12 protein-coding genes are annotated in these 17,101 nt (G+C 58.4%); all 12 read left to right on the top strand.

What is annotated here, in order from left to right:
* Positions 1–160 precede the first annotated feature (160 nt).
* The 12 genes from HMPREF2914_RS15575 to HMPREF2914_RS15630 all read left to right on the top strand — a co-directional run bounded on the left by HMPREF2914_RS15575 (position 161) and on the right by HMPREF2914_RS15630 (position 17,099).
* The gene (locus tag HMPREF2914_RS15575) at positions 161–652 is read left to right on the top strand and encodes a hypothetical protein (protein ID WP_023980797.1); all 492 of its coding nucleotides are present in this window, start codon (positions 161–163) and stop codon (positions 650–652) included.
* On the top strand, positions 636–2,915 hold the full coding sequence (locus HMPREF2914_RS15580; protein WP_031277949.1) for a type II secretion system protein GspD: 2,280 nt from the start codon (positions 636–638) through the stop codon (positions 2,913–2,915). The genes HMPREF2914_RS15575 and HMPREF2914_RS15580 overlap by 17 nt, the downstream gene beginning before the upstream one ends.
* Before the next feature lie 518 nt (positions 2,916–3,433).
* The gene (locus tag HMPREF2914_RS15585; protein ID WP_023092058.1) at positions 3,434–5,239 is read left to right on the top strand and encodes a hypothetical protein; all 1,806 of its coding nucleotides are present in this window, start codon (positions 3,434–3,436) and stop codon (positions 5,237–5,239) included.
* Positions 5,240–5,386: 147 nt separating this feature from the next.
* Complete coding sequence (gene galE / locus HMPREF2914_RS15590; protein WP_023092057.1) at positions 5,387–6,400, top strand: UDP-glucose 4-epimerase GalE; 1,014 nt, start codon at positions 5,387–5,389, stop codon at positions 6,398–6,400.
* A gap of 23 nt (positions 6,401–6,423) precedes the next feature.
* Positions 6,424–7,548 carry a glycosyltransferase family 4 protein gene (locus HMPREF2914_RS15595; protein WP_031687624.1) on the top strand — a complete coding sequence of 375 codons (1,125 nt, stop codon included), beginning with the start codon at positions 6,424–6,426 and terminating at the stop codon, positions 7,546–7,548.
* Positions 7,549–7,567: 19 nt separating this feature from the next.
* Positions 7,568–8,836: an ABC transporter ATP-binding protein gene (locus tag HMPREF2914_RS15600; protein ID WP_023980799.1), complete on the top strand. Its 1,269-nt coding sequence runs from the start codon at positions 7,568–7,570 to the stop codon at positions 8,834–8,836.
* 146 nt (positions 8,837–8,982) lie between these two features.
* The gene (locus HMPREF2914_RS15605; RefSeq protein WP_031635378.1) at positions 8,983–10,539 is read left to right on the top strand and encodes a sulfotransferase; all 1,557 of its coding nucleotides are present in this window, start codon (positions 8,983–8,985) and stop codon (positions 10,537–10,539) included.
* Positions 10,540–10,555: 16 nt separating this feature from the next.
* Positions 10,556–11,284 carry a glycosyltransferase family A protein gene (locus tag HMPREF2914_RS15610; RefSeq protein WP_023092053.1) on the top strand — a complete coding sequence of 243 codons (729 nt, stop codon included), beginning with the start codon at positions 10,556–10,558 and terminating at the stop codon, positions 11,282–11,284.
* 96 nt (positions 11,285–11,380) lie between these two features.
* The gene (locus HMPREF2914_RS15615) at positions 11,381–12,865 is read left to right on the top strand and encodes a glycosyltransferase family 4 protein (protein WP_023097853.1); all 1,485 of its coding nucleotides are present in this window, start codon (positions 11,381–11,383) and stop codon (positions 12,863–12,865) included.
* A gap of 5 nt (positions 12,866–12,870) precedes the next feature.
* The gene (locus HMPREF2914_RS15620; protein WP_023094122.1) at positions 12,871–14,085 is read left to right on the top strand and encodes a glycosyltransferase family 2 protein; all 1,215 of its coding nucleotides are present in this window, start codon (positions 12,871–12,873) and stop codon (positions 14,083–14,085) included.
* Positions 14,082–15,854 (top strand): glycosyltransferase family 4 protein, encoded by a 1,773-nt coding sequence (locus tag HMPREF2914_RS15625; RefSeq protein WP_031277960.1) that lies wholly within the window; start codon positions 14,082–14,084, stop codon positions 15,852–15,854. Before HMPREF2914_RS15620 ends, HMPREF2914_RS15625 begins: the two co-directional genes overlap by 4 nt.
* Positions 15,855–17,099, top strand: coding sequence for a sulfotransferase family protein (locus HMPREF2914_RS15630; RefSeq protein WP_023875580.1), 1,245 nt, complete (start codon positions 15,855–15,857; stop codon positions 17,097–17,099).
* Positions 17,100–17,101: the final 2 nt, after the last annotated feature.

The raw sequence follows: 17,101 nt of genomic DNA on the forward strand, positions 1-17,101 counted from the left end.
GACCTTGCATGCCTGGCGATGGAGTCTCGAAATGATTGGGTTTTACGACTTGTAAGTTGGGAGTTTTCTTACTTCTAACTCAGGATTTTCAATTTTCTATAAATGCCACACTTCCCGCATCTTCAACTCATCGCTTTCCATCCTGCCATTTGCAAACCCAATGACGCCTCATGCCTTTGCTCGCTGGAATCTTCTGCTTCTGGTCGCTTCCATCTTTGCCGGACTTGTCTTTGCTCCGAGTGCCGATCTTTCCGCCTTGCCCACTCCTGAAGCCCGGAAGTGGGTTCTGGTGGAAGTTCCGTCCGTTGCGGTTGATACGACGGTTGCCGGCAAGTTGGCTGGAATGTCGTGGTGGGGGAGAACCGTGGACGAGGAGCGCGAAGCTGAATCGAAGCGGGTTTCGGTGGGCGTGGATGGAGTGGCGCTAATCAAGGTCGATTGGCTGCTACGCGGCATTGTCCGCGATGAAGGCGGCATCTTCGCCCTTGTTGCCAAAAGCGCCGAGGGGCCTCTGCGGCGTTTTGCGGCGGGCGCCACTCTGCCTGGCGGCGAGCGTCTGGAGAGCATCACTGAACAAGGAATCCGCTTCTCGTTCTCGCAGGACGGGAACACCCAGGGTTTTGAAAGGAAACTGTATGCACCCTTGCCATAGGCCGAGCTTTGCCTTCTTGCGCCACCCGTTGTCCATTGTCGTCTGTCTGGCCCTATTGGCAGGTTGCAGTACTTCCCCATTGCAGTTTCCCGAACCATTGCTCGCGAAGTCGGAAAAAGCCAAGGCAACCAAGGACGTAGCCCTGGTGAGCGACGACGGAAAGAAAGCTCCGGCATCGTTGGCTGTTCCGAAGACGGAGTTCAGTGGCACGCCCACATCGCCTCGGTCGATCGTAGGCGGTGTAGTCGATCGAATGGACAAGGCGATCCTCGACGACAAGAAGGCTGACATCAGTCTGAACGTGGAGGACGTACAGCTTGCCGCATTCATCAACGAGGTATTCGGCAACATCCTCGGTTTGCCGTTTGAGATCGAAAGCGCTCTGAAGGAAAAGACTGATCGCGTGACCGTTCGTTTGGAACAGCCGCAGACTGCACAGATGGTCTACGAAGTCGCGCGCCAGGTGCTCGTCAACTACGGCGTGGAGATACTCCACCAAGGCGATATCTATCGCTTCCAGATCAAGCAGGTAGGGCTCAGCCCGGACGAGCCGCCCATTCTCATCAGTGGCGAAGCACGGCCTAGTGTGCCGATTGCCTATCGGCCGGTATTTCAATTCGTGGCATTGCACAGCGTCGACCCCAAGGATGTGATTCCCTGGTTGAACAGTGCCTACGAAAAATCCGGCCTGAGCGTGATGGCCGATGGTGCGCGGAGTGGCTTGATGCTCAAGGGCATGTCTTCCATCGTCAGCCAGGCCACCGAAGCCGTCCGCCTTCTCGATCAACCTTTCATGCGTGGACGTCACAGCCTGCGTATCGACCCGGCCTTCGTCAGTGCTGCCGACATGGCCAGTCAACTCAAGAGCGTGATTGCGGCGCAAGGCTACAGCGTCGGTATCGGCGAAGCGGTCGGCAGCATAATGCTGGTACCGCTGGAAAGTTCCAATGGCCTCATCGTCTTCGCCAACGATGGCCAGCTTCTCGACTTGGTGCGCGAGTGGGCGCAGCAGGTCGACAGGGCTCCGATGGCGGTTGCCGCAGGTATCGGCGAGGAGAAGGAAGGGCTGTTCTTCTACGAAGCTCGCAATACCCGTGTCACCGAACTGGCCAAGTCGTTGCGGGCATTGGTATCGGGGTTCGCTGGGGAGGGTGCCTACGGGATCACCTCCGGACTGCAAAGCAGCGCTTCCAAGCGATCTGGCGGTGGCAGGCGCGCTGGAGAAGATGGCGCGGCACCGGCGGTCGCTCCCTTGCTGCAAGCCGCAGGTGCCGCCGCGTTGGTGGGGGGCGACAGTGCTAACGGTTTGCTCGGTGGCTTGGCGGCCGGTATCAGCGGCAGCGGCACCATAGTAGAGGACGAGAATCGAAACGCCATCTTGTTCCGAGGAGCGGCGCGTACCTGGCAGCAGATGCAGGGCTTGCTCCGGGAAATGGACAAGCCGGCCCGCCAGGTATTGATCGAGGTGACGGTGGCCAGCGTAAGTCTCAGCGACACCCAGGAGTTGGGCGTGGAGTGGGAGATGCTCAACGGCAGTTTCAATAGCGCGACCTCGACCGGAAGCAAGGGCAGCGTCGGGAAAGGAGGCTTCAACTACGTCATCAACACCGCCGGAGGCAATACCGCAGCCATCCAGGCAATGGCGGACAATCAACGAGTCCGGGTACTCGCCACTCCCCGTATCTTGGTCAAGAGCGGCGAGCAGGCCAACATCAATGTCGGTCGGGATATTCCTATCCCAACGGCTCAGGTCAACGACGACAGCACCACTGCTGGAAGCACCAACCTGCGCAATGAAATTGCCTACCGCTCTACCGGCACAATTTTGAATGTCGCCCCCGTAGTCTACTCGGATAGTCGGGTCGATCTTACGGTCAGCCAGGAGTTGAGCGACAGTGGCGGTTCTTCCGGCGGCGGTGGCAAGGCCAGTGGCGGAGGAATCAGCGCTCCGGAGATTTCCAGGACGTCGCTGGAAACATCGCTTACGTTGAAAAGCGGTGGGTCGGTGCTGATGGGGGGGCTGATTCGGGACAACATAACGGACTCCAACGCTGGCGTGCCTCTCCTGAAGGACATTCCCGGGATCGGTTTCCTCTTCGGACGCCAGAAAGCCATGAAGACCCGTGAAGAAGTCATCATGTTGATCCAGCCTTACGTGCTGGAAAGTGATGCCGATGCCAGGGAAGTGACGGAAAAGCTGCGCGCCATGCTGAGCAAGACACTGGCCTGCTCCGATAGACCGGGCGCCTGCCGTATGGAATGAGGTCGGTCACCTGCAACACTCATCTAGACGACTCTCCTCGTGGTCCCCGATAGGCCTGGAACTTTCCGGGCCGTATCCATCCATAAAAATCTATTGCGAATCTTCTTTCTAAATGCTCAGAAGTAGCCTTTTACTTCTGGGTATAAGCCAGTTTTTAGAAGCGTTTGTCCGTGATCGCTTGGATATTCTTAAGAATTTTCTCTATTTTACGGTTTTTGTTTTTACCTTCTTCCGTAGGAAAATTCATTTATTAAATAGGAAGAGGTGAAAACGCACTTTTTGCTATTGCTGAGGTGCTTTGGCAATTATATAAAGCCATCCGTTGGTGCCTGTGTGGCCACTTCAGGTAGTGGCTGGGCGTCAATTCGATCGGTGTCACCGGAATGATTGGAAGTATTCATGGTGTCAGGCCTGTCGATGTGTTGGTTGATTACCGACACATGATCATTAGCGTGTCGTCCAAAGATGGACACTTGACTGGAATGCTCAATATAAACGCTTCAAGGAGTTATTTTCTCATGCTCAAAAGAACACTACTCAGCGCCGCTGTAGCTTCGGCACTGTTTGCTGGAGTCGCGAACGCTGCCGGAGTGGTTGCTATTGCCACAAGCCCCACTCTGGAGGCGAACTCGCCTGGTGCAACCGAGCAGTACGGACCAGGACAGGCCAACTATGTCGTCGGCAAGAGTGTGGAAAATGGTGCCAACCTCGACAGCAAGGCGGCCAACATCACCCTGGCTCAGGAGATTTTCGGCAACAAGTCCGAAGAAACTACCTTTGACCTACCCAGCGTTACCTACACCATCGATCCAGTGAAGGCTGGAAATGCCGCTGCGGGCCACACCATCAAGCTGACCCTTGGTCGTACCGTCGTGCGCTTCGCCAAGGCCGTGACCGCCAACCAGATCAAGATCGGCGCCCTGGCTGCGGGTAGCGGCTTCGTCATCACCAGCGGCACTGGCGCCACCGACAACACGCTTGAGCTGCGCCTCGACCAGGCGGGTGCCGACATGATCAAGCAGACCGCGACCGGCGGCAACGTGGTGTTCTTCAACTTCCGCGAGCCGAGCAGCCAGGACAGCCAGCCTGCCAAGGTCACCAACATGCGCGCTCCGCTTCAGGGCGATGCCACCTTCGTGGCTGGATCCTGGAATCCGAAAGTGAGCCTGCAGAACGACCCGTTGAACGAATTGCGTTTCCAGGTCACGGTTTCCGCACAGTTCGATACCACCACTGGCGCCGATGCCGGCAACCCTGCGAATAACGACTCTGCACCGCCCCTGACCATTTTCACTTCGCTGCCCGCGGTTTACTGGGACGTTCTCAACACCAACCAGTATGGGCAGAATCGCGTCCTGCATCCGTTGAACCTGAACAATCAGGATCGCTCCTTCGATACCTCGGTGTCCGTCGGTGGCGATAACACCGATTATTATGGTGCCAACTATGCGCGTCTGGGCGCCGTACGGCTCGGCATCAATACGGATGTGCTCAACGAGGCGGGTCGAACCGTGTTTGGTTTCGCCGGTGGCGACAAGGTGACCAGCACCCTGTCGGGTAACTTCAACGGGATCAGCGACATCGGCCTGACCACCGGGAACTGCTCCGCCTTTGCCGCCAATCCGGGGTCTGCCGCCAAGCTCTGGAATTCTGCCGCCATCGAAGGTGTAGTGGATGCGCAGGGCAACGGTACTTTGCCGGTATCGTTCGACAACTCGAATATCAACCAGACCTACAACGTCTGCGTGAAGGCTTCCGGCACCGTGCCGATGCAGGCGCTGCAACGTTTCGACATGGGTGATCTGAAGGTCGACTTCGAGAACGTACGCTATGTCGACCGTACCATTGCAGGCAACCGTCTCGACGAGTTCTGGAAGAACAGTTGCGTCGCCAGTCTGTTCAATCTGCCTGGCTCCAATGTTTCCGACCAATTCTTCATTCGTCTGACCAACACCAGCGACGATGGTCGGGACGGCAAGGTGCGCGGGGTACTGTTCGACCAGAACGGTAAGCGTTATCCGGCGACTGGCAGCACCTACCTGACCGACTCGAGTGGGAAGACTGCCCTGAAAGCGCACGAAACCGGTGTGTACACCGTAACCGAAGTAGCCAAGGCCTTCGGTATCGACGGTACCAACTGGAACGGTGCCAACGGTCGCGCACGTCTGGTCCTGGAAGGCGAGTTCCCAACTTGCGAGGCGCTCGGCCTGATCCGCTCTGCCAATGGCACCATCACCAACATGACCTCCACCACCCAAGGCAACTTCAACGAAGATGGCTCGTCCACCTCGGAGAACCACAAGGCTGGTAACAACCGCAACTAAGTCACTTTAGCTGCAGGCCAAAGGAGGCGATCTTCTCGATCGCCTCCTTTTCCACTGGGTAAGTAGAAAGAGAGTGCGTTACAGACGGGCTCGATGGGAGTTCTTACCCCTGAAAACCCAGCTCTGTACGTATCAAGGTGAGGCGAGATGCGCGTATTGGTCACAGGAGGTGCAGGATTCATTGGCTCTCATGTGTTGGTCGAACTCTTAGGCCAAGGCGCCAAGGTTGTGGTTCTGGATAATCTTGTCAACGGTTCTTCGGAATCTCTAAAGCGAGTGGAAAGAATAACCGGGCATCCGGTTGGCTTCGTACTGGGAGATGTTAGAGACAGTCTTCTTGTTGAGCGCCTGCTGATCGATGAGAAGGTTGATGCGGTCATTCATCTGGCGGGGTTGAAAGCTGTTGGAGAAAGCGTTGATGACCCGCTGGAGTATTACGAGAGCAACGTTCAGGGAACTATTTCGCTGCTACGCGCCATGCAGAGGGTCGGGGTATTCAAGATTGTCTTCAGTTCTTCCGCAACGATCTATCAGATGCCTGGCACCTTGCCTATATCCGAGAGTTCGAAAGTGGGAGGCGTGGCCAGTCCCTATGGCCGGACAAAACTGACTGCCGAGCACATGCTCGATGACCTGGCTCGCTCCGATGCGCGTTGGTCCATCGCGGTGCTCAGATACTTCAACCCCATCGGTGCTCATGAAAGCGGCCTCATTGGTGAGGACCCATGCGGTACCCCAAACAATCTTCTGCCCTATATCGCCCAGGTTGCAGTCGGACGTTTGAGTCGGTTGACGGTACATGGCGGCGACTATCCGACTATCGACGGGACGGGAGTCCGGGACTACATCCATGTTTGCGACCTGGCAGCAGGACATACCAGGGCGCTCGAATACCTGGGGCAGGGGCACGGCTACCACGTCTGGAATCTTGGGACGGGCACCGGCTATTCGGTCTTGCAGGTCATCGAAGCTTTCGAGCGAGTCTCTGGCAGGCGCATTCCCTTTACGGTGTCCGGTCGCCGCCCAGGCGATGTGGCCGAGTGCTGGGCGGATGTTTCCAAGGCGGAGCGAGAGTTGGGCTGGAAGGCGGGGCTGGGCCTCGAATGCATGATTGCGGATGCCTGGCGCTGGCAGGTTTCCAATCCGAGTGGGTATTCATGAATCACGCCGCTGTTGTCGATGGGTTGCCTTTTAGCAACCTTGCGCTGATCTCCAATCAGGCTTTTTCAATCTACAATTTTCGTGGCGATTTCATTCGAGAGGTCGTACGTCGAGGAGCGAAGGTCTACGCTTTCGCTCCAGACTATGACGAGGTGACAAGCCGTCAAGTTTCGGAGCTTGGAGCAATTCCGGTTTCCTACAGCTTGAAACGTGCGGGCATGAATCCCTTTCAGGAGTTGCACGCACTCCTGAGTCTGATCTGCAAGCTGCGGGCGCTGAAGATCAATGCCGTGTTCAGTTACTTTATAAAGCCCGTTATCTACGGTGGTATCGCGGCTTTTTTGACGGGTGTCAGATTACGCTATTCGATGATCGAAGGCGCTGGTTTCATCTATTCGGAAGAAGGCTATACCCATTTTCTACGGAAGCTGCTTAGGTATGTCGTGACCTGTTCGATCAGGTTGGTCCTTCGGTTCTCGTCTCGTGTATTTCTGCTCAATCAGGATGACTATGACCTGTTTGTGAGCCCTCGGCTGGCCAAGACGGGACGTGCCTTGATATTGCCGGGTATAGGCGTCGATCTTGATTATTTTGCCGCGAGTTCTCCCGTGTTGCGGCCTATTACTTTCGTGTTTGTCGCTCGTCTTCTCAAGGAGAAAGGTATCTATGATTTTGTGGAAGCCGCGAGAATCGTTAGAAAACGTAGTCCGCTCGCGCGTTTTCTGGTCTTGGGAGGCGTCGACAGTAATCCAGGAAAGGTTTCACGGGAGGAAATGAACCAGTGGGTAGCCGAAGGCTTGTTGGAGTGGCCTGGCCATGTGCATGACATCAAGGCATGGGTGGTCAATACAAGTGTATTCGTGCTGCCATCCTATTATAGAGAAGGTGTGCCGAGAAGTAGTCAGGAGGCCATGTCCCTGGGGAAGCCTGTGATAACGACTGACTGGACGGGATGTCGTGAAACGGTACTGGATGGTGTCAATGGGTTTCTGGTACCGATCAAGAGTCCGCAGAGTTTAGCCGCGGCAATGTTGAAGTTCATCGAGTCGCCTTCGCTCATCGCACGTATGGGAGAAGCCAGTAGATCGCTGGCGGAACAGCGCTATGACGTTTTCAGGATAAACAATACGATGCTTTCTGCGTTGTAGGGATCTGGCTGTGAGTTGTATGAATGGTAATGCGCCGGTACTTGCGGCCGTAGATATAAGCAAGGGTTTTAGAGTCTACAGGGCTCCTCATCAAAGGATGTTGCAGGCCATCTGGGGTGAGAGAAAGAAGTTTTATTCGGAATTCTGGGCTCTGCGGAATGTGAGTTTCCAGGTTTTTCCTGGGGAGGTGGTTGGAGTAATCGGCTGCAACGGCTCCGGGAAGTCCACCTTGCTGCAGATACTTGCGGGTACCTTGCGACCTACGAGTGGGCAGGTGGTTCGCCCAGAAAGGGTAGCGGCACTGTTGGAGCTGGGGGCCGGTTTCAACATGGAGTACACCGGCAGGGCAAACATAATCTTCAATGCCATGCTTCTTGGACTGGGCGAGCAGGAAATTTCTGAACGCCTCGACGAGATAATCCAGTTTGCCGATATCGGTGAGTTCATCGATCGTCCAGTTCGAACATATTCGAGCGGTATGTTCGTGCGTTTGGCTTTCTCCATTGCGGCATATGTCGATGCCGATGTGCTGATCGTGGACGAGGCCCTGGCGGTAGGTGACGCCGCGTTTCAGTTCAAATGCCTGAACCGGCTTGAAGAACTGCTGCTGAAAGGCATCACCATCCTGCTGGTCTCCCACGATATACAGTTGATCAAGAGTTATTGTAGTCGAGCGATCTATCTATCCAAAGGTAGAGTGATATTCGATGGCGACTGTGAAACAGCCACGGAACTCTATCTGCGGGACAGTATAGAGACACAGCGGGCGGAAGTCCGCTCAGGAAGCCTGATCGCTTCTGGCGAACACGGGAACTCGGTAATTGCATATGGAAATGGGCAGGGCAGGTTTCTATCCATCCGCATGGGTGTACTTGACGAAGCCCGGGATTACTTCGATTCGGGCGAACGTGTCTGGGTCGAGGTACTTGTGCAATTTGATTTACCCGTCCCGGAGCACCCAAAGATCACCCTGACTATCCGTGACCAGCGCGGTTACAACCTCTATGGCATAAACAATTTATTGCTGGGCAAGGCTTTGAATGTCGAGCCTGACGGGCGCTTGAGAACACGCATCAGCTTCGACTGCGACTTGCAGGCCGGCGAATACGCCTTGACGTTTCGTCTGGAGAACTCTTTGTCGGAGTCCGTTTGCGAACTCATGGATAAACAGGTCAATGCGGCGATATTCAGGGTCTTCAATTCGCCCAAGTGCTTCGATGCAGTGGTGAACCTGCATGGAGCATTCGAGCCGGTTCCGTTCTGCTGCGAGACCCGGGCTACCCAATGAAGTCATCGTCTTTGACCATGGTATTCGTCGTCCACGCCGGCGAGCTGGAAATCAAGTCTGCCGTGTTGGCGGCTTCTCTACGCAAACGCTTTGGCTTTTCCATGGATATCATTGCCGCATGTCCATCGGGAAAGGCTGACTGGGGTGTGCCAAGCGATGCATCCCGGCGCTTATATGAGCGTTTGGGCATTCCTCTTTTGCCTATGGATAGTCCTTTCGGGCCAGAGTATCCAATAGGCAACAAGTTCGCGGCGTTGGCGCTGGGGCCGGCTGTTGGGCATACGTTGTTTCTCGACAGTGACATGATCTGTGTCGATGCATTCGAAGCTGACATGCTTTGTCGTTTCGATGCGGCACTCAAACCTGCCGATATGGCATTGGTGGCAAAACAGAACGATTACTGGCAACGCATATACGCCCATGGGGGATCGGCATTGCCTGGAGATCGGGTAGTGACCACTTGTTCCGGGGAAGCGATGCCTGCGTACTATAACGCTGGCTTTATCCTGGTACGTGATGCCAGGCGTTTCGCCGAAGTCTGGTACAGGCTCGCCGAACGCGTCCATGCGGACCCGCTGATCACCAACAAGATGCCCTGGCTGGACCAGCTGACGCTACCCGTCGCTCTGCACGCGTTGAACTACAAGACGAGAGCGCTCAGCGAACGGTTCAATTATCCGCTTCATATCAAGCCGCTATCCGCTGCGTCCCTACCGCCCTTTTTCTGCCACTACCATTCTCTCGACACACTTGTCCGCGAGCGTTCGCTATGGGCCGAACTGGACGAACTGGGCAAGCGTTTCCCTGAGCTGCGCGAAGTGCTTGCGCTGGATGCCAACTGGAAGAAGGCAATCCTGGCTCCTGCGCCTCGGCTGGCTTTCTCGGAAGGTGATTCCACCGGCACTGTCGAGGCCGGACAGGACCTGGTGATCACCGGGATTCCCCGGAGCGGAACCAGCCATCTATGCCGTCTGCTCTCCCAGCAGCCCGACACCGTGGTGCTCAATGAACCTCCTCAGGTATTCGAAGCGCTGAAGCTCTCGCCTCTTCCTTGGGGACTGCCACGCTACTACGCAGAGTTACGTCGCGACATCCTGGCGGGCAGGCCCGTGCCGAACAAGCATGTGAATGGCCGCCTGGTCGACGACACTGCCAGGGGCAACGATCAGTCCAGCGACTATTTCGCTGAGGTGCGGGGGGCTTCGTTTCACCTGGGAACGAAGAACACGCTTGCCTATATCGCCCGGCTGCCCCTGATCCGCAAGGTCATGCCGACGGCGTTGCTGATCGCAACCATCCGTCATCCCTACGACACCCTGAACTCCTGGGCGAACACCTTCGAGCACCTGCGCCAGGCTGCCGTCGAACGCCAGCCGTTCGGATGTCCCGATGACTTGGCCCTCACGGGATGGCAGCGCAAGGCACTACTGGCCATTGCCGATACCGACCACCTAGCTGTCCGGCGTGCTCTGTGGTGGCGTTACCTGGCACTGCAACTGGAGGACGCCGGGGATTACGTCCAGTTGTTGCGCTGCGAGGACTTCGTCGAGGCGCCGCAAACGACCTTGGCCGCTCTGCGAAACAACCGCCCCTTGCCTTTCGACGAGCCTGTGGCATGGAGCAAGGGGCTGGCGCCGGACGAGCAGGAGCTGGTTGCCAACATAGTCTGCGACGTTGCCGAGCGATTCCACTACGTCTTGTAGAACCGGGAGAACCCTTATGCCGGATATCAGTTTAATCATGAATTTCCATGCGGAAGACGTGCTGGCGCATTGGAGCCTGCTGGGTTTTCAACGCATGCGTGAATTCGCGTCGCACCATGGGGTTTCCGTGCAGTTGGTGGCGGTGCTCGACCGCGCCTCGCAAACGACTCGGCGAATCGTCAGGCAGCATCCGGTCCTGCGCGAGGGCGACAAGGTCCTTCAGGTCGAGCATGGCGATCTCGGGCTTTCCCGGAACGCCGGGATCGATAGCGCGGATGCGTCCACGGTGGGGGTGTTGGATGGCGACGACTACTGCTCGGCGAACTGGTTGGTCGAAGCCCTGCAGGTGGTATCCGAGAAGGGCAATGGCGTCGTGGTCCATCCCGAGTACACGGTGAGCCATGGAGCCTGCCATTTGCTGGGGCGTTCGGTAGATCAACTGAGCGAAGACTATCCCGTGGAAAGTTGCTTCAAGCATCACCCATGGGTTTCCGTTGCCGTAGCCGAGAAAGCCGTATTCCAGGAGCTTCCATACCTGGAGACCCGAGTGGGGAAATCCGGCTTCGGTTATGAAGATTGGCATTGGAATCTCGAGGTGATTGCGTCCGGTCGGAAGCACACCCTGGCTAGCGGCACCTGCCTGTTCTATCGCCGCAAGGAAGCATCGATGCTGGCCGCCATGGGCGCGCTGAACGCAGTGGTTCGCCCCGGACGATTCTTCGATGGACGGTGTTTCGATCACTAGCCGGCTTCTCTGGGGTCGGGGAGGCACATGCCTGCCGCGGCAGCCCCGCATCGATGAGCCGAGCATCCAGCACTTCTACCAAGTGGAACTTTCCTGATGAGCCTGAACGGCAGACTGAAAGCTCGTGCGGCCAGCTTCGCTCGCACAGCCTATCCACCTATTCTTGGATCGTTGCGGCGGGTGCTCTCCGAGCGCCAACTACAACGCTTCATACTGGTCTGCGACCGTTTGAAGGGCTGGTTGCTCAAGGAGGCAGTCGTCGTACCGTCACTCTCTCCGATGGCGCTGCCGCCATGGATAGTCGACGAAATGAAGGCGTTGGCCCGGATCGAGCCTGCCCTGTATCCCTCGGCGGCGAAGCTGCGCGTTTTCACTTCCTGGAAGGCTCCGATAGATAACGGACCGGCGCAACTGTACCGGGGATGTCTGGCGGACTTCATCGAATATGCGCCGGATATGGTCTTCCTCGTCCCGCATTTGCAGCGCGGTGGCGCTGACCTGGGAATCCTGCATCATGTACGGTTATGCGCCGAGATGGGCGTGAAGGTGACGGTAGTGGTCACGCGGGATGTGGTGTCTCCCTGGCTCAACCGGCTTCCGGCGGAGGTTCGGGTGGTGGAGTTCGGACGCCTGGGCAATCTGCTCGGTGAGGAGGACCGGCGGCTGGTACTGCTGCGCCTTTTGCTGCAATGTCCTGCCAGGAGTATCCACATCATCAACTCGCAACTGGCCTGGGAACTGCTCGAGCGGCATGGCAAGACGTTGACGTTCGAGGGTAAGCGGATTTACGCCAGCGTCTTTTGCGACGACCTGGACGGCAATGCGATTCGCTGCGGCTATGCCAGCGAGTTCCTCCCACGGTCCTGGATGCACCTGGCGGGCCTGCTTTCGGATAACCGGACCTTCCTCCAACAGATTCACGAGCGGGACGGCATTCCGCCGGAGCTCATGCATGGGCTCTACTTTCCCGCCAGCGACCATGCAGAGGCGATTCCGACCGCAGGCTCGACGATTCTTTGGGCCAGCCGTATCTCGCCGCAGAAAAGGCCGGGCCTGCTCTACGAGATTGCCCTGGCGCTTCCCGAATACCTGTTCGAAGTCCATGGCGAGGTCGATCCTGCTTGCAGGGGAGAAACCCAGAGGAAGCTGCGACGCCTGCCGAATGTCAGGCTTCATGGGCGTTACGACTCCTTCCAGGCCCTGGCTCGGCAGGGGCGATATGCGATGTTGCTGTATACCTCTCGCTATGACGGCTTGCCGAACATCCTGCTCGAAGCCACTGCCGCAGGGCTGCCCATAGTCGCCCCCGACGTCGGGGGTATCGCTGAGTTCCTGAATACCGAAACGGGCTATCTGGTCGGCGCTGACGCCGATGCCGGCGAGTTCGCAAGGGCAATCAGGAGTGCGCTGGGCAATCCCGTGGAGACGGCGAGACGGGTGAAACGCGCCCGCGAGTTGCTGACGCGACGTCATGGCTGGGCCGCATTCAGGGATGCGGCCAGGAAGATACCCGGCTACCTGCCTGGGGGCGTGCGGCCTGAGCAAGAGGTCTCCATGGAAACCGAACCGGTGTCCAGGTGAAGGGCGTGAGGTCGGCCCATTTTCTGCAACGTCTGCTATTTTCCCTACCGCCTGCTTTTCGTTCGTGGCTGGGAGAGAAGGGAAGGCTCCTGGTCCATCTTGTCCTCGATATCGGTTCGGCCTCGGCGCTCCGGCAGGTTTCCGGACACGCCACTCCGTGGGATCCGCAGAAGCCCCTGCTGAGCGTGGTCATTCCCTGCTTCAACCATGGGAGGTATTTGAGGCGCGCGCTTGATAGCCTGGCCCGGCAGAGCTTCCAGGACTTCGAGATCATTCTGGTCGACGATGGTTCTGATGACCCTTTGACCCTGGACCTCCTCGAGGCTCTCCAGGAGCCCGGCATGACGCTCCTGCGCCAGCCCAATCGTGGGCCATCCGCAGCGCGGAATGCCGGTGTGGCGCGGGCGAGGGGGCGTTATATCTGCTGCCTGGATGCGGATGACTGGCTGGCGTCCACCTATTTGGAAAAGTGCCTGGTCTTGCTGGAGGGAAACTCTGGCGTCCGCCTGGCGTACAGCTGGGTCCAAGTGGTGGGAGAGGAGCATCGGCTGCATCGTTCCGCCGGCTTTCATCCCGGACTGTTGCGTTACTTCAATCCGTTCTGTGTCTCTGCGATCTTTCATCGCGATGACTGGCTGGCGGTAGGCGGTTTCGACGAAGCCAGGGAGGCACAGTTCGAGGATTGGGATTTCTGGATCGCCCTGGTCGGATGTGGGGTGCGAGGCAGGCTGATCAGGGAACCCCTGTTGTTCTATCACCGCCAGGTCGGCTCCAGACTGGAGACCGGCAAACGTCATGCCTTGAGTTCTTACAAGCGTATGCGGACTCGCCATCCTCGCTTCTATCGAGGGAGTCCATTTCTTCGAGCGCAGCGGCAAGGCTATTACGACTGCTGGGCATATCCTCCTCTGCTCAACCTCTCCCGCGCCGACCAATACAACGCCGTCATATCCGATGCGGTAGCCGTGGTGGCCGACAGACCGCTCACCGAGGACTGGAACGCATGGCGTCGACAATTCGATGAGCTGCCAGCGTCCTCAACGGTTTTCGTCATTGCCGGTGGATGCCGGAAGCTCCCGGGCTGGCTGCTGGAGAGGGCGAGCGCCATCTACTGGCTGGACGACCTGCTGCACGAGCGGCAATGGTCGGCTTTCATCGATAACTTCAGGCGGACCCGCGGAATCTCCAAGGTGTTTTCCGTGGGCAGGACGGCGTGGTGAAGGTTCTTTCGCGAGGTCCCGTCGCCGATGCCGTGCCGTTGCTGTCCATCCTCACGGCCTGCGATTGCAGCGTGGAGGAACTCGAACGAATCGCCGCATTTCTCGAGACGCAGACGCTGAAACGCTGGCGCTGGCTTCATTGCCCAGGAGTGGACAGTGACTGTCTGCCGGTAGAGGGGATGGCGGTACTGTACTTGCCGCGAGCACCGGCAGCCCTGAGGGCGACTGCTCTGGAAGAGGCGATCTGGTTCCTGCTGTCCCGACCGACCCTGCCGTGGGTCGAACTTCGCGAAGATACGCGCCGCGGCGACCTCTTCGTCAGTCGCAGGTCGTTGCCCGAGGGTCGTATTGGCGCAAGGCTGAACGGGCGCAGGCAGCCTTGCTCGCCGGCCATGCTGGCGCCGGGGGGCTTGCCTAAGGCACCGGGAAAGCGCCTGTTGCTGCTGGCGCCCTGGCTTGAGCCAGGCGGAGCGGATCGTTGCAATCTGGATATGCTTCGAGCCTTGGCCCGGGAGGGCTGGATGCTGACGGTAGTCGCCAGCCTGGCGGCCGAGCATAGGTGGCGGGATCGTTTTACCGCGCTCACTGCGGATGTCTGGGTGCTCCCGGACTTTCTGGCTGCCGAGAAAGCTTGCGGCTTCCTTGCTTATCTGGTGGACAGTCGACAACCCGACCTGATGCTGCTTTCCAACTCTGCATTCGCCTATGACGTGCTGGGGTACGTCCGGACCCGCTACCCGGGCTTGCCCGTGGTCGACCTCAATCATATGGAGGAGGGCTGGGACGATGGCGGCCATCCGGGTAGAGCCGCTCGATGCACTGCCTTGCTGGACAGGCACTGGGTCGTATCCGGGCACCTGCGCCACTGGCTGCTCGACCGTGGCGTCGAGGCGAGCAAGGTCGAGGTGTTGCACTGGTTCGCCGATGTGGACTCGTGGAAACCCGACAGCCTGACGCGCGCGAAGGTCCGGGCGCGCCTGGGAATAGCTCCGCAGTGCGTAGTGATCGCCTATGCGGGGCGGCTCTGCGCGCAGAAGCGACCGGAGCTGTTTGCCGCCAGCCTTGGCGAGTTGGCGCGCCGTGGTAGTGATTTCGTCGCGTTGGTACTGGGCGATGGCGAGCTGGCAGGGGAGCTGCGGAACGACCTCCGGCGCCATGGCTTGGCCGGGCGGGTACGGATGCTGGGCTGGCAGGACGAGGCTGCGTTGCGCGAGTTGTTCCAGGCCTCCGATATATTTTTCCTGCCATCGGCCGGCGAAGGTATCGCACTGGTTCTCTACGAGGCGATGGCGTGCGGAATGGCCATAGTCGCAGCCGATGTCGGCGGTCACGCAGAACTGGTCCCTGCCCACTGCGGCTTCCTTGTTCCGCGGCGCGATGCCGAACGAGAGGCCAGGGATTACGCCGCTAGGCTCGAGAGCCTCATGCGCGAACCGGAAATGCTGAGGCGGATGGGGCAGAACTCCGCACGCCGCATCCGCGAAGCATTCACCTTGTCTCTTTTCGAGCGGCGTTTGCGGGAGTTGCTGGAACGCGTGCCGGTTTCGACTCCATGCGGCGTTTGCACGGATAGTCCGGTGCCTGCCCTGGGGGCGGCCAGGCTGTCCATGCAATGGGCGTCCTACCGACTGGCAAACGGATTGCGCTGCCGGCTGGATATCCAGAAGCACGGCCGTTTTTCAAGATTCCTGGAGCGATGCGCGAAGGGGGTGTTCTTCTTGCGCACATTCGGGGCGAAGGCGCTTTGGCAAAAGATCAGGAAGCACTGAATGAATAGGGAGGTTTCATCCATGACGCCCAGGGTGGTGGTGATTCTCGGCATGCATCGCTCCGGTACGAGCGTACTTTCCGCCGGACTCGAGGCGCTCGGGGTCGAGTTTGGCGAGAATCTGATCCCACCCAGGCCGGACAACCCCAAGGGATACTGGGAAGATGCCCGCCTGGTGGCTTTCAATGACAGAGTCCTGGCCCTGTGCGGGTTTTCGTCGGGCGACGTCGGGTTGTCCAGTCGCCGGGTGCTGGGCGTCGAGCGATTCGAAGAGATCGTCCAGCAGGCCGTGGCGCTTTTGACTGAGCTACTGGCAGGCAAGGCGCTGCTGGGTATCAAGGATCCGCGTATGCCGCGTCTGATGCCGATCTGGCAAGCCGCGTTCGATGCATTGGGGCTATGGGTCGACTATGTCATTGCGGCTCGCCATCCTCTTAGCGTCGCGGAGTCTCTTGCTGCCCGTGACCACTTGAGTCGGGAAAAGAGCCTGATGCTCTGGTACGAACATTCCTGTCGCTCGATGCAGTGGGCGCTCCACAAGGGGGCCGTGGTGGTCGACTACGATCGATTGCTGGCTCTGCCGCGACAGGAACTGGGCCGTATTGGCCATCGACTTTCCTTGCCGGTGGACGAGTCGGCTTGCGCCCGCTTCGTCGGTGATGTCCTGGATGTCGCATTGCGTCATTCATCCCATGATGCGAGCGCGTTGGCTGCCGCAGCGGGAAGCTTTCAGGCGCTGCTCGAGGTGCACGAGGCACTGCAGCAGCTTGCCGTGGACCGGTTCGACATCGAAGGGTGGAAGGGCCTGGAGCGGGAGTTCAGCAGAGCGATGCCGTTGCTGGAGTACGTGGGGGAGCTGGACAGGCAACTCTGGCAATCGGCTTCGTCCCACAACGAGAGCATGACGCGGTTCAGCGAGCAGGTGGCTGACCTGGCCATGAGCTGTACCGCACAGAGGCAACTGAACGATGGACTGAGAGATCGCTTGCTTGAGGCCGGTGCTCGGGACGAACAGAACGAACGAGCCATGCGGGAACTTTCTCGGCGATTGTCGGTGTGTCGCGAAGAACTTGTTTCCGCTCAGCGCAATCTCGCCGAAACGGACAACTTGCTACGGCGCACGCAGGTAGATCGCGATGATACTCACGCCCGTTTGATGGCTATATTGGACAGTCGCTTCTGGCGTTTCACGAAACCCTTGCGAAACCTGTCCCGTCTGTTCGGCAGCGAGACGGGGTGTCCCTGAGC

Source organism: Pseudomonas sp. HMSC067G02 (genome assembly GCF_001813485.1).
Classification (GTDB): domain Bacteria; phylum Pseudomonadota; class Gammaproteobacteria; order Pseudomonadales; family Pseudomonadaceae; genus Pseudomonas; species Pseudomonas aeruginosa.

Bases quoted from the DNA above. Each gene is read 5' to 3' on its own strand.
- HMPREF2914_RS15580 (WP_031277949.1), top strand. From the start codon at position 636: ATGCACCCTTGCCATAGGCCGAGCTTTGCCTTCTTGCGCCACCCGTTG.
- HMPREF2914_RS15630 (WP_023875580.1), top strand. From the start codon at position 15,855: ATGAATAGGGAGGTTTCATCCATGACGCCCAGGGTGGTGGTGATTCTC.
- HMPREF2914_RS15575 (WP_023980797.1), top strand. From the start codon at position 161: ATGACGCCTCATGCCTTTGCTCGCTGGAATCTTCTGCTTCTGGTCGCT.
- galE (WP_023092057.1), top strand. From the start codon at position 5,387: ATGCGCGTATTGGTCACAGGAGGTGCAGGATTCATTGGCTCTCATGTG.
- HMPREF2914_RS15585 (WP_023092058.1), top strand. From the start codon at position 3,434: ATGCTCAAAAGAACACTACTCAGCGCCGCTGTAGCTTCGGCACTGTTT.
- HMPREF2914_RS15610 (WP_023092053.1), top strand. From the start codon at position 10,556: ATGCCGGATATCAGTTTAATCATGAATTTCCATGCGGAAGACGTGCTG.
- HMPREF2914_RS15615 (WP_023097853.1), top strand. From the start codon at position 11,381: ATGAGCCTGAACGGCAGACTGAAAGCTCGTGCGGCCAGCTTCGCTCGC.
- HMPREF2914_RS15600 (WP_023980799.1), top strand. From the start codon at position 7,568: ATGAATGGTAATGCGCCGGTACTTGCGGCCGTAGATATAAGCAAGGGT.